Origin of the sequence: Brevibacterium sp. K72 (assembly GCF_050562175.1) — a bacterium.
GTDB lineage: Bacteria > Actinomycetota > Actinomycetes > Actinomycetales > Brevibacteriaceae > Brevibacterium > Brevibacterium casei.
Window position 1 is genome coordinate 3,263,256 of sequence record NZ_CP191582.1, and the last position, 13,985, is coordinate 3,277,240.

Genomic DNA, 13,985 nt, shown 5'->3' on the forward strand with positions numbered 1-13,985 from the left:
GTTGGCATTCGGTGTCTCAGCGGTCGGTCATTCGCCGCGCTGGCGCTTCTCCCACCGGTCCTCGATCCGGCTCATGAAGCCGCCGGAGGAGCCCTTCGCGTTCGACTTCGGCGCCGCCGCACCCGTGGAGCCCTTCGCCCCGCCTCCGATGCGACCGGGACGGCTGAACGCCCAGTACATGCCGGCGACCATGAGGCCGAAGCCGACCACGCCGAGGGCGATCCAGGCGACGGCCTGGTTGACCATCGAGATCGCGAAGATCGTTGCGGCGAGACCGAGGAGCGCGACGAGGATGCCCACGACGAAGCGCTTCGCCGAGAACCCGGGACCGCTGACAGCGGCCTGGGTCTCCGAGATGTTGCGTGCGAACCGGGGGTCTTCGCTGCGCAGCTGCTTCTCCAACTGATCGAGAAGCTGCTGTTCGTGATCGGAGAGTGGCATGTCGAACCCCCGTTTCCTTACTCTGGCCTGTGCCTCAATCATAGTCTCTGAACACTGAAAAAACATCTCGGGAACGGGGGCGACGGCGGTATTCCCATCCCGTCCACAGACTCGTCCGCACGCCCGTCTCCGCAGGGCTGCAGACCGGCGCTGCGGCCCCGGTGCCGCGGCCGGGTCGAGGGGCCTCGACGTTCTCCCAGGCCAGCCGCCGTACTCGGTTCCCGCCCCGTCCTCAGCGCGGCCTGGGGTGCCTACGCAGCAGTGAGGCCTGGGAGATCGCATCGGTCCCGAAGCGCCGGCGCACGTCGTCGAGCGCCATCTCCGCCTCCCTCCCCGCATGCTCGGGTTCGTCCAAGCGGGCTTGTCGTCCGCTGACCGCGAAGTCCATGAGCCCGGCGGCCCTGACCCCGAGCAGCCTAACCCCCCGCTGACGCTGCTCGCGCAGCCCGGTGAGCGCCGGCCGCAGCGCCTCGTACATCTCCCGGGCGAGGTCCGTGGGCGCCTCGAGCGTGATCGACCGCGACAGGGTCGTGAAGTCGTCGAGACGGTATTTGAGCCCGAGGGTCGTCGCGACCTTCTCCTCGGCCCGCACCCGGTGGGCGACCTTGTCGCAGAGGCGCAGGAGCTCGTGCTCGAGTTCGGAGACGTCCCAGATGTCGGCGCCGAAGGTGTGCTCGGCGCTGATCGAGCGGTCCTTGACCTGCCGGTCCATGCCGTGCGAGTCGAGTCCGTGGGCGCTGCGCCACAGGTGGTGTCCGTGCGCCCCGAACACCCGCCCGACCCAGGCCTCGTCCATGGCCGCGAGGTCGCCGATGAGCCGGATCCCGTATTTTGCGAACCCGATGCGGGTCTTCTCCCCCACCCCCGGCAGCGCTTCGATCGGCATCGGGTCGAGGAACGTCTGCGTCGCGGCGAGCGGGACGAGGAGCTGGCCGTGCGGCTTCGCCCGCGCCGAGGCGAGCTTCGCGACCACCCGGGAGCCGGCGATGCCGACGGAGGCGCTCAGGCCCGTGCGCGCTTCGATCTCCGCGCGCAGCGCCGAGGTGATCGCCACCGGGGAGCCGAGGCGCCGCACCGCCCCGGAGACGTCGATGTAGGCCTCGTCGACGCTGACCTGGTGGCAGTCGGGGGTGACCTGGGCGACGAGCTCGAAGACCTGCTTCGAGTACGCGGAGTAGAGGCCGTGGGAGGGCGGGATCACCTCGGCGACGGGGCACAGGCCCATCGCCCGGGACATCGGCATCGCGGCGTGGACGCCGAACTCCCTGGCCTCGTAGCTCGCGGAGACGACGACGCCGCGGCCGGCCCGCCCGCCGACGATGACGGGACGGCCGACGAGTTCGGGACGGGTGAGGAGTTCGACGGAGACGAAGAACGAGTCCATGTCGAGGTGGAGCATCGTCGCACCGGTGTCGTCCGTGCCGAGATGCTCGAGGTCACCGCCGGAGCGGGCCAGCTGTTTGCGGCTCATGTCCCACCCATGGCTCGATCGCGGTCCGAACCGGCGGGTTCGGCTCCTGCGGGGTCTGCGGGTAATCTGTCAGACATGGTATCGCGCAGGACTGTCACGACGCTGACTCTCGCCTTGGGCCTCGCTCTCACCGGCTGCACCGGCCAGTCCGGGTCGACGCCGGACGCCTCGCCGAGCGAGGCATCGACCACCCCGGCGGGCACGCAGTCCGCCGACCCCACCGGGTCTCCGGCCCCGACGGAGACGGCTGCGGAGGAGGAGGTCGAGCTCCCCGACTTCATGGAGCCCTACCCCGACGCCGAGGTGATCTCGAGCTCGCGCGCGGCCGCCGAATCGGGCGAACTCGACGCCGTGAGCCTCGTCATGCGCGCGCAGGCCGAACCGAAGGACATCATCTCCTTCTACACCGACCGGCTCGAGAAGGCCGGCTTCGAGACCTTCGGCAAGGAGTCGATGACGAAGTCCGCGCAGGTCGTCAACTTCCGGCACAAGGACAACGACGGCGTCCTCGTCATCACCGTCAGCGACGACCCGGACGATCCCAAGGCCTCGATCGTCTCCCTCGGCGGGAACATCGCTCCGTGATCTCAGCCGACCGCGTCGAGTCCCTCGACGCTCCCGCTGACATCGCCGCCGAGGCGGCCGCCGGAATCGAAGGCTTCCTCCGAGCGAAGGCCGCCGAGTTCGCGGCCATCTCCCCGGACACCGCCGAGATCGGCGACTCGCTCATCGCCTACACCCGCGGCGGCAAGCGGATCCGACCCGTCCTCCTGTGGTGGGGCTTCCAGCTGGCCGCCGGCAGCGAGCTGACCCCGGGGTCCCAGGCGCGCACCGGGCTCGCCGAGGCAGCCGCTTCCCTCGAGCTTCTCCACGCCGCGGCCCTCATCCACGACGACGTCATCGATCATTCGGACACCCGCCGCGGGGCTCCGGCCCTGCACCGGCAGTTCGAGTCCCTCCATGCCTCGCTCGGCTACGAGGGCGACGGCGAGGCCTTCGGGGTCTCGGCCGCGATCGTCATCGGCGACATCTGTCTGGCGTTGAGCGAGGAGCTCTTCGAGTCCGCGCAGGACCGCCTCGGCGCCTCCGTCCCCGCGCAGCGTCTGCGCGCGCAGATGCGCCGGGACGTCATGGTCGGGCAGTTCCTCGACGTCCGCGCCGAGGTTATCCCCCTCGACGACGCCCGCATCGGCGAGCGGGCGTGGGAGGTGCTCAGCTTCAAATCGGCGAAGTACTCCGTCGAGCAGCCGCTGCTCCTCGGGGCCGCGCTCGGCGGGGCCGACGACGCGCAGCTCGCCGCGCTCTCCCGCTTCGGCCTGCCGCTCGGGCAGGCGTTCCAGCTGCGCGACGACGTCCTCGGCGTCGTCGGCGACCCGAGCGCGACAGGCAAACCCGCAGGCGACGACATCCGCGAGGGCAAGCGGACGGTCCTCATCGCAGAGAGCCTGCGCCGGATGGACAGGGAGCAGGCGGACCTGCTCGCCTCCCGCCTCGGCGATCCGACGCTGAGCGCGGAGACGGTGGCGGAGACAGTCGCGATGCTCCGGGAGGTCGGCGGACTCGACGCCCTCGAGGAGATCATCGCCGACCGGCACGCTGCGGCGCTGAGCGAGCTCAGCGCCTGGTCAGGCGGCAACGGGGCGGCGTTCGACCTCGGCGAGGGGGCACGGACGCGGCTGACGTCCTTCGCGGAGACGCTGAGCTACCGGCAGCGCTGAGCCGCTGAGAGCTCTGCGCCGAGGCGCAGGCGGGGGCTCAGAAGGCCAAGGCCTGGGCCCGCCGGCGGACCTCCTTGCGGTTGCCGGCGCGCAGCAGGTCGATGGGACGACCCGGCAGGGAGTCGTCGGGGGTGAAGAGCCACCTGATCGACTCCTCGTCGTCGAATCCGGCGTCCTTGAGCGTGCTCAGCGTCCCCTTGAGCGGGGTGAGGACCTCGCCGTCGACGAAGAAGGCCGTCGGCACGCGCAGCACCTTGGGGTCTCCGTGCTTGTATCCGCAGATGGCGCCGTCCTCGAGGAGTCGGCGCACCTGTGTGATGCCCAGTCCGGTGGTCTCCGCGATGTCGGGAAGGGTGGCCCAGTCCTCGACGAGTTCTTCGGTGTTCACGCCCCCAGCGTAGCAATTCCTCGGAAGAAACACGCCGCCATGCCCGCCGCAATCCCGGGCTCGGAGCGGCCCAGTCGATACGCTGGTGGGTGGAACTTCCCCACACGATATGCAGCCGAACAGGTGACAGATGACACGCTCGCGACGGACTTCTCCGATGCCGATCACCGCCGCCCCTGACATCCGTGCGGCCTCCCGGGTGAACTCGACCGGTCCCGTCCCCCGTCCCGAGGGGTCCGGCGATGCCCCCGCCGAGGCGGCTCCCGAGTCGACCCCTGCCGCCGACACCGCGCCGTCGTCTGCGGCCCCTGACCGTGCCGCGACCCCGCAGTGGCTGACGGGCACGAAGAGCGAGACCGTCCCCGTCACGCACGGTGGCCGGACGTACAAGGTCAAGCAGGGCGACACCCTCTACGCCGTCGCCAGCCGCCACGGCGTCTCCGTGCCCGCGCTCGCCGAGCTCAACCGGATCTCGCCGCGCCAGAACCTCGTCCAGGGCCAGGTGCTCTCCCTGCCGGAGAAGAACGACCTGCCCGAGACCGATCCCTCGCACATTGTCGCCCCCGGAGAGACGCTCTTCGGCATCGCCGCCTCCCACGGGGTCTCCCCCGGCACGCTGCGGCGGGCGAACGGGATGGGCGAGGACTCCCACATCCGCGTCGGAGAACTGCTCATGCTCCGCGACACCGGCACCCGCCCCCGCCGGCAGGCCCCCGAACCTCCGGCCCCGCTGCCCCAGGTCGCCGCCGGCGGCTGGGGTGAAGAGCTGCGGGAGAGCGTCGTCCAGGCGGCCCGCCTGAACAAGGCCACGCTGCTCGGCCGCTCGCACCCGAACCCTGAGCAGGCGCGGCTCCTCGTCGCCTCGATCGCCGAGGAGCTCGGCGCCGAGCCCGCGCTCATGCAGGCCGTCGCCGCCCAGGAGTCCGGCTTCCAGCACGCGACCGTCTCGGCGGGCAACGCGATCGGCATCATGCAGGTCACCCCCCGCTCGGCCAGATGGGCCAGCGACATCGTCGGACGCGGACTCGACGTCCTCGACATCGCCGACAACATCGTCGCCGGCACCGTCATCCTCGGGTGGCTCATCGAGTCCACCGACTCCGAGGACGAGGCGCTGGCCGGCTACTACCAGGATCTGCGCTCGGTCCGCGCCGACGGACCGCTCCCGGAGACGAAGGCCTTCGTCCGCGGCGTGCAGCTCCAGCGGAAGCGGCTGGAGGAGGCCCGATGAACTCGCTGCCCGACCCGCTCATCGGGGTCGTCCTCAACGACCGGTACCGGATCGGCGCGAAGATCGCCCGCGGCGGCATGGCGATGGTCTACCGGGGCACCGACCTGCGTCTCGACCGCGAGATCGCGATCAAGGTCATGCACGAACACCTCATCTCCGATGACACCTTCGTCGAGCGCTTCCGCCGTGAGGCCATCAACGCCGGTCGCCTCACCCACCCCAACCTCGTCGCCATCCATGATCAGGCGCGTGACGGAGACGTCGTCTACCTCGTCATGGAGCACCTGCCGTCGGTGACCCTGCGCCGCGAACTCAAGCACCGCGGCACCTTCACCCCCCGGCAGGCGATCGTCGTCCTCGACGCGATCCTCGCCGCTCTCGAGGCCGTCCACTCGACGGGCATCATCCACCGCGACCTCAAGCCCGACAACGTCCTGCTCGGCACCGACGGTCAGGTCAAGCTCGCCGACTTCGGGCTCGCCCGCGCCGTCACCTCGGCGACGACGACGAAGACGCTCATCGGCACCGTCGGCTACGTCGCCCCCGAGCTCGTCACCCGGGCCGGCGCGGATGCCCGCACGGACCTCTACACGGTCGGCATCATGTTCTACGAGATGCTCACCGGCTCGCAGCCCTACACCGACGACGTCCCCATCCAGGTCGCCTACCGGCACGTCCACGACACGGTCCCCCCGCCCTCGGAGCGCACCGACGGCATCAGCCCGCTCCTCGACGCGCTCGTCCTCTGGGCGACATCGAAGGATCCCGAGGACCGACCTGAGGATGCCGGGGAGTTCCGCCGGGCCCTCGCCGAGGCGCGGGCGCAGATGTCCGATGCCGAACTCGACTACGGCGATCCCGACGCCGTGGCCGGTGAGCACTCTCCCGCACTCACCGCGAGCATCGACCTCGGCGAGGAGGTCCCGAAGGAGCGGAAGTCCCGCACCGACGAGATCCCCTACCTCGCCGAGGAGGATGCCGACGGCGAGGGCACCGCTGCCGCCGATGATGCCGCCAATGCCGCGGCCAACGGCGATGAGGACTCGGCGTCCGTCCCTCTCGCCGGTACCGCTGCCGCGGTGGCCGCCGGTGGCACGGCCGCGGCGATCGCCACGGGCCCGGGAGCGGAGCGGGCCGAGGACACGGACGATCCTCAGGACGCGAGCGACGACGATGCCGCAGCCGACGGCGCGACCGCCTCGGCGGGCGACGTTGACACGGCCGACGATGCGACCGCCTCGGAGGATGCCGCCGACACAGGGAAGGACGGCAAATCCACCCGCGCGGGCAAGCGCACCCGCACGAAGGCGGCGGCGATGTCCGCAGCGGCCGCCGCCGGCTCCGGCAGCGGAGGCTCCGGCTCCGCTGGCTCTGGCAGCGGCGGCTCAGGCACCGGCGGCGGGAGCCGCGGTGCGGGCGATGACGACCCGGCCCCGGTGGCGGCCGGTGCCGCGCACACCCGACGGCGCAGGCGTCGGCGTCTGGCGACGACGGTCGGCGCAGGACTCGTCGTCCTCGTGCTCCTCGCGTGGCTGATCATCGCCAACCTGCCTGCCCCCACCTCCATCGTCCCCGGTCAGCTGGCCGGGAAGGAGTTCTCCGAGGCGACCGAGGTCGTCGAGAGCAGCGGTCTCAACCCGGAGAAGCAGGAGGTCTTCGACGATTCGATCCCTGCAGGCACCGTCATCGGCTCGGAGCCGGTCGGCGGCACGGAGCTCTCCCCCGATTCGACGGTGACGCTCGTCGTCTCGAAGGGGGTCGAGACGTTCGCCGTGCCCGAACTCGAAGGACTGAGCGCCGAGAAGGCGAAGGCCGCGCTCGACGACGCGGGCCTCGGGGTGGGCAAAGTCGACGAGAAGTACGACGAGAACGTCGCCAAGGGCATCGTCATCAGCGCCTCGGAGAAGGAAGGCGAGGAACTCGTCCACGATGCGAAGGTCGACCTCGTCGTCTCCAAGGGCGACGCCCCGGTCGAGGTCCCGGACGTCGAGGGCCTCACCTACGACGCGGCGTTCGCCACCCTGACGAAGCGCGGCTTCCGCGTCGGCAAGGAGGAGGTCTTCTCCGACACGGTGCCCAAGGGCAAGGTCGTCTTCCAGTGGCCCAAGAGCACCGAGGCGAAGCCGTACAACTCCCTCGTCATCGTCCGGGTCTCCAAGGGCAAAGAGGAGAAGAAGGACGACAAGCCCAAGGACGAGAAGCCGAAGGACGAGAAGAAGGACGAGGGCAAGTAGGACCGGCCTCGCGTCCTGAAATCTCGCTCGTCGAGATCTCGACCCTGATATGACGAAGCGCCGGCGGATCACCGCCGGCGCTTCGTCGTCTCAGTGCTGGGCTCGCTCAGCCCCTCCGGGTGAGGTACTCGGCGACCTGGAAGGCCATCTCGAGCGACTGGTCGTGGTTGAGGCGCGGGTCGACGAGCGTCTCGTAGCGACGGCGCAGCCCCTCGTCGTCGATTTCGGTGGCGCCTCCCATGATCTCGGTGACGTCGTCGCCGGTGAGTTCGATATGGAGGCCGCCGGGGATCGTCCCGGCCTCCTGGTGGGCTGAGAAGAAGCCCTCGACCTCGGCCATGACGTCTTCGAAGCGGCGGGTCTTGTAGCCCGTGCTCGAGGTGATCGTGTTGCCGTGCATGGGGTCGCTCATCCACGTCACCTGCGGGAGTCGGTCTCCGATGCCGGCGAGCAGCTTCGGCAGGACGTCGTTGATCTTCCCCGCACCCATCCGGGTGACGAAGGTCAGGCGCCCGGGTTCGGCGTTCGGGTCGAGCTTCTCGGCCAGCGCCAGGGCGTCCTCGGCGGTCGCGGTGGGACCGAGCTTGACGCCGATGGGGTTCTGGACCTTCGAGAGGAAGTCGACGTGGGCGCCGTCGATCTCGCGGGTGCGCTCCCCGATCCACAGGAAGTGGCCGGAGACGTCGTAGGGCAGGCCGGTGCGGGAGTCGATGCGGGTGAGCGCCCGCTCGTACTCGAGCAGCAGCGCTTCGTGGGCGGAGTAGAACTCCGTCGTCCGCAGGGCGTCGAAGTCGGCGCCGCAGGCGTCCATGAAGCGGATCGCGCGGTCGATCTCCCGGGCGGTCTGCTCGTAGCGCTGGTAACCGGGGTTCGAGGCGAGGAAGCCGCGGTTCCATTCGTGGACGAGGCGCAGGTCCGCGAAGCCGCCCTGGGTGAAGGCGCGGATGAGGTTGAGCGTCGACGACGACACGTGGTAGCCCTGGAGCAGCCGCGCGGGGTCGTGGCGTCGGGACTCCTCGGTGAATTCGTAGCCGTTGACGATGTCCCCGCGGAACGAGGGCAGGGTCACTCCGTCGCGGGTCTCCATGTCCGCCGAGCGGGGCTTGGCGAACTGCCCTGCCATGCGCCCGATCTTCACCACCGGCATCGAACCGCCGTAGGTGAGGACCGCTGCCATCTGGAGGACCGTCTGGACCCGGGCGCGGATCTTGTCCGCCTGGGCACCGGCGAAGGATTCGGCGCAGTCGCCGCCGGCGAGGACGAACGCCTCACCGCGGGAGGCCGCCGCGATCCGCTGCTTGAGCACGTCGGCTTCCCCGGCGAAGATGAGCGGCGGGAGGCTGCGCAGCTTCGTCAGGGAGTCCTCGAGCGCCTCGGCGTCGAGATACGTCGGCTGCTGTTTGGCGTCCATCGACCTCCAGTCGTCGAGACCGGTGAGGTCGTCGGTGCCGGCTGCGGTGATGTCGGTCTGAGCGAAGACCGGATCGATGTGGAGGCTCACGCTAGTTCTTTCTTCATTGCTCGTCGCCGGTCTCGAAGTCCTCGGCGGAGACGTTGTCGAGGAAGTCGCGGAACTGGGCGACCTCCTCCTCGTCTGCTTCGGGCGCTTCGATGCCGGCGTCTTTGAGGAGGTCGGAATCGACGTAGACCGGGCACTCGGCTGTCAGGGCCAGGGTCACGGCGTCCGAGGGTCGGGCGGAGATCGTCCTGCCGTCCTCGGTGTGGAGTTCGGCGAGGAAGATCTGACCGTCGCGGCCGGTGATCGTGACGTCGGCGAGCTCGTCGTCATGGGCGGCGAGGACGTCGAGCAGGAGGGCATGCGTCATCGGCCGCGGCGGGGTGAGACCGCGCTGCGCGATCGAGAGCGCGTTCGCTTCGATCGCCCCCACCCAGATCGGCAGGTAGTAGGCGGGCTCGGTGGCCTTGAGCAGGAGGATCGGCTGATTGGCGGGCAGCTCGATGCGCACCCCGACGACCTCGACTTCGACGTTTGGCATTATCCCCTTCTCAGGAGCGCGGACGCTGCTGGAAGATCATCCGGAACTTCCCGATCTGCACGTCCGCGCCGTTCTGCAGTTCGATGGAGTCGATGAGCTGACGGCCGACATAGGTGCCGTTGAGCGATCCGGTGTCGCGCAGCGTGAACCCGCTCGGCGTGCGGATGAACTCCGCGTGCTTCCGCGAGACGGTGACATCGTCGAGGAAGATGTCGGCGTTGGGGCTGCGGCCGACGGTGACGACGTCGGTGTCGAGCAGGATCTGCGAACCGGAGTCCGGTCCGGAGACGACGACGAGGAGCGCATCGGTGTCCTGGAGACCGTCGAGGTCGGGCACCGGGTGGATCTCACCGGTGTGCGGATCGAGGATGCCCTGGAACGGCTGCCGACCCGAGTCGGTCATGCTCTGTCCACCGGGAACCGGGTACTGCTGCTGGTTGGTCTCGCCGCCCGAGCTCGGCTGCTGGGCGTACTGCTGCTCGCGGGGATCGTGACCCTGCTGGCCCGCCTGCTGCGGATAGCCGCCGTCCTGCTGGTACCCGCTCTGCTGGTACCCGCCTGGCTGCTGGTATCCGTCCTGCTGCTGGTATCCGTCCTGCTGGTACTGGGCATGGCGGCCCTGCTGGTCGTCCTGTCCCTGGTATCGGCCCTCGTCGTACCGGCCTCCGGGCGCCTGCTCACCGGTCGGGTGATCGGCGTGCCGGCCGTGGCCCTGCCCACCGTCCTGCTGGTGCTGTCCCTGCTGGTCGCCGCCGTAGTTCGGTGCCTGCGGGGCGCCGTCGACGGAGGGCTGGCCGTAGGCCGGCGTGTTCGGCCGGGCGTCTCCGCCCTGGTCCTGCGGGGCGCCGTCACCGGGGCCGAAGGGGAACTTCTTCGACTGCGGGACTTCGCCGTTGTCGTACCACGGCTGCGAGGGATTCCGGCGACCTTGGTCATTGTTCTGCGACATCATGCCTCCTCGCTCTGCACGAGCTTGTGGTACTGCTCCTCATCCATCAGACCGGTGACCTGCTCAGGATCGCTCGCCTCGACGAGGTACATCCATCCGTCCTCGTAGGGCGAGGAATTCACGGTCTCCGGTCTGCCTTCGAGGGCATCGTTGACGTGGGTGATCGTTCCCGACAGCGGTGCGATGAGGTCGGACACGCTCTTCGTGCTCTCCACCTCGCCACAGGACTCCCCCATGGTGATCGCATCTCCGACGGCAGGCAGGTCGACATAGACGACGTCGCCCAGCTGAGACTGGGCGAAGTCCGTGATGCCCACGCGGTAGACGGCGTTGTCCTCCGTGGTGTGGACCCACTCGTGGTCCTTCGAGTACAGGTAAGACACTGGAAAATCCAGTTCCGCCATGTCGACTCCTCTTAGCTTGTCGGTGTTCCAAGCATAGCCGCCTGGGGTGCTTGCATAACAATCGCGAAACAGAAATGTTACTGACCCCCTGAAAGGGAGTCCGCAGACACCTGTTTCTCCGGTGATTACCTGGGATGATACTAGTTTGTCGAAGGTCACGATCGGCAATTTTGGCAGTTGGACGACGATCGTTATAGGCTAGTTCTCGTTGCTTCGGCCCAGGTGCTGGACAACGGGCTATGGCGCAGCTTGGTAGCGCGCTTCACTGGGGGTGAAGAGGTCGTGGGTTCAAATCCCGCTAGCCCGACTTACTGATCGTTCGATCACTAACGCCTCGAACCACGGGTTCGGGGCGTTTCTGCTTTGCCGGCGGTCATCGACGAGTCGGGGTTATAGGACAGAAAGTGTGTCTTTTCCGGGCGCGTCACCCGCGTCGTCCTCCCCACCCCTTCTGGATGCCGATGCCGTCTTCCCACGAGAACCCTGTCCCGTACTCCACCGGTCCGATCGGCTCCTCACGAGGAGCACGCACACGCTTCGGCGGTGCCCAATGCTCCGGCCCGACCAAGGACCACCCCGTCCCGGCCTGATGAGACCTCTCGAAGAGGAACCAGTCCACCCCACGCCGGGCATGCCCCTCACTCAACCCGCGGTGTGCCCGCAGCAGTCCTTTGATGCCCGCATTGATCCCGCCTTCTAACGCGTTCGTCGTCCGCGCGAGCTCGATACCCTCGTCAGCGGCATCCAACCAGGTGAACAAGTGTCCTTTCGCGATGATCCGTGAGAGGAAGAAATACGCTCGACGGGTCCGCAGATGCGTGTACCACCACGACTGTCCACGACGGACATGCGCCGGCCTCGCACCAGCGTCTTTGGCCCTGGTGCGGTGTTTGAGGAACCTTGACCACTTCGCCTCCCACGACGCGAACGCCGCCAACCACGCTGCTGCTTGATCGCGGGAGTCAACCCGCGGCAGCGCCTGGTACAGGCGCAACAGTTCCTGGTTGGCCGGCAAGCTCGGATTCCGGGTCAGGTGCCGGTGTCCGGCCTGCCGGATATGGAAGAAACACCGTTGGATGCGGGTATCTGGCCACAGCGTCTCGATCACAGTGGTCAAAGGACCGTTGCCATCGACGACGGCGTATCTCGGGGCAGGGATACGGGCGATCAACGCCGTCCAGGACGCGGTCTTCTCCCGATCACACCACTGCCAGTGAATGACCTTCTCCCCGGTGTAGGCGATGAGGACGCACCACCCGTTGAAATAGGTGCCATCGAGCATGATCTGGTCATGGATCTCCCCAGTCGCTGACACGGTCGGGGCGATTCGCCAGCACCATTGAGTGCGGCGGCGGAAGGTTCGGGTCGACCCGAAGTGATCGACAGCCGTCTGTGGTGCGGGACCGAGTAGCCAGTCGAGGAAGACCCGCAGCTCGGTTCTTCGTGTCGATACGGCCCGTGTACCGGTGCTGCTGGCCCCGCAGTTCGGGCACCGGTACCTCGGTGTACCAGCACTGGTCGTGCCGTTCTTCTTCAGCCTTGTTTGACAGATCACGCATGTACGTCGATTGCAAGCACCCCATCGATGCTAAGCCCGATCAGCTAAGCAAACCGGGTATTGCCGTTGGGATTGCTGGGCACGAGCCTGATCCGAGACACACTTTCTGTCCTATAGCCCACGAGTCGCCGGCCCGATCCTTGTCACGCATTCGCGGCTCACCCGTGATCGGCTGCCGCTCCCCGGCTCCCGGGACCGTCGAGGCTGGGTGCGAAGACCGCCGTGACCACCCCGATGAGGACGAGCAGCCCGAGCCCCCAGCGCAGGCTCGCCGCCGTCGCGATGATCCCGACGAGGGGACTCGTGGCGAGGAAGCCCGCCCGCATCATCCAGTTGACGAGCGTGACCCCGCCCGCACCGCCGACGCCCGGGATCCGTGAGGCCGCCGTGATCGCGTTCGGCACGAGGGTCGCCGCCCCATAGCCGAGGGCTGCGAGCGAGACGAGCAGCTGCACGGTCCCGGTGGACGTCGCCAGTCCGAGACCGCCGAGGGCGATGAGGATCCCGCCGAGGCGGCCGATCCGTCCCGCGCCGAAGCGCTGGACGAGGACGTCCCCGGAGAACCGTCCCAGGCAGTGGGCGCCGATGACGGTGCTGAAGGCGATGCCCGCCTCGGCCGCAGGCATCCCGCCGAGCTCGACGGCGGCGAGCGCCGACCAGTTGTTGGCGATGTCCTCGACCGCGATCCCGCACACCGCGACGACCGCCAGCGGCAGGGCGATGCGCATGATGGCGCGACGCCGACCGGGCATCGCCGTCGGGGTACCGTCCGCAGAGTCGTTCACGAGGCGCCTGCCCCACTGCCGTCCCTCCGCACCGAGAAGCAGTCGGCCGATGACGACGAGGACGATGCAGCCGAGCGCGACGACGACGAGGTGGAGGCGCATGTCGACCCCCGCGGCCGAGGCGGCCGTGGCCAGGGCTCCGCTGAGCAGACCGCCCAGGCTCCACACGGCGTGCATCGAGGAGAGGATGACGCGGTTCCGGTTCTCCTGCACCCCGATCCCGACGACGTTCTGGGCGACGTCGACGACGGCGTCGCAGACACCGGCGACGAAGAGGCACGCTGCCATCATCCACCCGTTGACCGACCACGGAGTGAGCGCGGCCGCGGCGACGAGGGCGACGGTGCCGCCGAGGACGACGGGATTGGGACCGAAGCGCGCGATGAGGCGGGCGGGCAGCACGGAGGAGAGGACGGCGCCGAGGGCGAAGCAGGAGACGACGAGCCCGAACTCGATTGAGTTCAGGCCCAGCCTCTCGACGAGCTGGGGATACCACGGGAGGAGACCGGCGAAGGCGGCGCCGTTCGACCCGAAGTAGATCCCGGCACCCGCGATGCCGGAGAATCCCGGCTTCCGCTGTCCGTCCACGCCCGCCTCCCTCCCGTCCCCTGCGTGGGGATTGCCGTCTCCGAGCACACTGCCGCCCACTCTACCCACGCCCCGGACACACCCGTTCACGTGCGCACCCCGCCCCGGGACCGCCTCGGCGAGGGACCCCAGCGGGAAATCCCCGCCGAGGATGTCGTCCATCACCTCCGACCTGGCGTAGCCTGGGGGACGATCCGCAGTCGGGACGCCCGTCCCGGCGA

At 68.8% G+C, this 13,985-nt stretch carries 13 protein-coding genes and 1 tRNA gene; 5 read left to right on the forward strand and 9 right to left on the reverse strand.

The genetic code is table 11. The features are described 5' to 3' along the window. Positions 1-27: 27 nt before the first annotated feature. Positions 28-441 carry a DUF3040 domain-containing protein gene (locus ACQ1RG_RS14720; RefSeq protein ID WP_009379965.1) on the reverse strand — a complete coding sequence of 138 codons (414 nt, stop codon included), beginning with the start codon at positions 439-441 and terminating at the stop codon, positions 28-30. A 232-nt stretch (positions 442-673) separates the two neighbouring features. Next, positions 674-1,912 (reverse strand): DNA polymerase IV, encoded by a 1,239-nt coding sequence (dinB, locus tag ACQ1RG_RS14725; RefSeq protein ID WP_009379966.1) that lies wholly within the window; start codon positions 1,910-1,912, stop codon positions 674-676. A 75-nt stretch (positions 1,913-1,987) separates the two neighbouring features. Here dinB and ACQ1RG_RS14730 point away from each other — a divergent pair, with 75 nt between their 5' ends. Continuing rightward, a complete protein-coding gene (locus tag ACQ1RG_RS14730; protein ID WP_081591034.1) occupies positions 1,988-2,497 on the forward strand; it encodes a hypothetical protein in 510 nt (169 codons plus the stop codon). After that, positions 2,494-3,630 carry a polyprenyl synthetase family protein gene (locus ACQ1RG_RS14735; RefSeq protein ID WP_009379968.1) on the forward strand — a complete coding sequence of 379 codons (1,137 nt, stop codon included), beginning with the start codon at positions 2,494-2,496 and terminating at the stop codon, positions 3,628-3,630. The genes ACQ1RG_RS14730 and ACQ1RG_RS14735 overlap by 4 nt, the downstream gene beginning before the upstream one ends. 37 nt (positions 3,631-3,667) lie before the next feature. Here the strand turns inward: ACQ1RG_RS14735 and ACQ1RG_RS14740 are convergent, their stop codons facing one another. After that, positions 3,668-4,018, reverse strand: a complete 351-nt coding sequence (locus ACQ1RG_RS14740; protein ID WP_009379969.1) for an Rv2175c family DNA-binding protein — start codon at positions 4,016-4,018, stop codon at positions 3,668-3,670. A gap of 157 nt (positions 4,019-4,175) precedes the next feature. Here ACQ1RG_RS14740 and ACQ1RG_RS14745 point away from each other — a divergent pair, with 157 nt between their 5' ends. Continuing rightward, on the forward strand, positions 4,176-5,249 hold the full coding sequence (locus ACQ1RG_RS14745) for a LysM peptidoglycan-binding domain-containing protein (protein ID WP_009379970.1): 1,074 nt from the start codon (positions 4,176-4,178) through the stop codon (positions 5,247-5,249). Beyond that, the gene (locus tag ACQ1RG_RS14750) at positions 5,246-7,483 is read left to right on the forward strand and encodes a protein kinase domain-containing protein (RefSeq protein ID WP_009379971.1); all 2,238 of its coding nucleotides are present in this window, start codon (positions 5,246-5,248) and stop codon (positions 7,481-7,483) included. The genes ACQ1RG_RS14745 and ACQ1RG_RS14750 overlap by 4 nt, the downstream gene beginning before the upstream one ends. 106 nt (positions 7,484-7,589) lie before the next feature. Here the strand turns inward: ACQ1RG_RS14750 and ACQ1RG_RS14755 are convergent, their stop codons facing one another. The 4 genes from ACQ1RG_RS14755 to gcvH are packed head-to-tail and all read right to left on the reverse strand — an operon-like array spanning position 7,590 to position 10,833. Next, complete coding sequence (locus tag ACQ1RG_RS14755; RefSeq protein ID WP_009379972.1) at positions 7,590-8,984, reverse strand: class II 3-deoxy-7-phosphoheptulonate synthase; 1,395 nt, start codon at positions 8,982-8,984, stop codon at positions 7,590-7,592. Positions 8,985-8,997: 13 nt separating this feature from the next. After that, on the reverse strand, positions 8,998-9,480 hold the full coding sequence (locus ACQ1RG_RS14760) for a bifunctional nuclease family protein (protein WP_009379973.1): 483 nt from the start codon (positions 9,478-9,480) through the stop codon (positions 8,998-9,000). 10 nt (positions 9,481-9,490) lie between these two features. Further along, entirely contained in the window at positions 9,491-10,429 is a 939-nt protein-coding gene (locus ACQ1RG_RS14765; RefSeq protein WP_009379974.1) for an FHA domain-containing protein, read from the reverse strand. Further along, positions 10,429-10,833, reverse strand: coding sequence for a glycine cleavage system protein GcvH (gene gcvH / locus ACQ1RG_RS14770; RefSeq protein WP_009379975.1), 405 nt, complete (start codon positions 10,831-10,833; stop codon positions 10,429-10,431). The genes ACQ1RG_RS14765 and gcvH overlap by 1 nt, the downstream gene beginning before the upstream one ends. 233 nt (positions 10,834-11,066) lie before the next feature. Here gcvH and ACQ1RG_RS14775 point away from each other — a divergent pair. Then, positions 11,067-11,140, forward strand: a tRNA-Pro gene (locus ACQ1RG_RS14775). Between the two features lie 117 nt (positions 11,141-11,257). Here ACQ1RG_RS14775 and ACQ1RG_RS14780 read toward each other — a convergent pair. Together ACQ1RG_RS14780 and ACQ1RG_RS14785 are read right to left on the reverse strand one after the other, a co-directional pair. Further along, a complete protein-coding gene (locus tag ACQ1RG_RS14780) occupies positions 11,258-12,388 on the reverse strand; it encodes an IS1249 family transposase (protein ID WP_144589524.1) in 1,131 nt (376 codons plus the stop codon). 161 nt (positions 12,389-12,549) lie between these two features. After that, on the reverse strand, positions 12,550-13,764 hold the full coding sequence (locus tag ACQ1RG_RS14785) for an MFS transporter (RefSeq protein ID WP_223289883.1): 1,215 nt from the start codon (positions 13,762-13,764) through the stop codon (positions 12,550-12,552). Positions 13,765-13,985 lie beyond the last annotated feature (221 nt).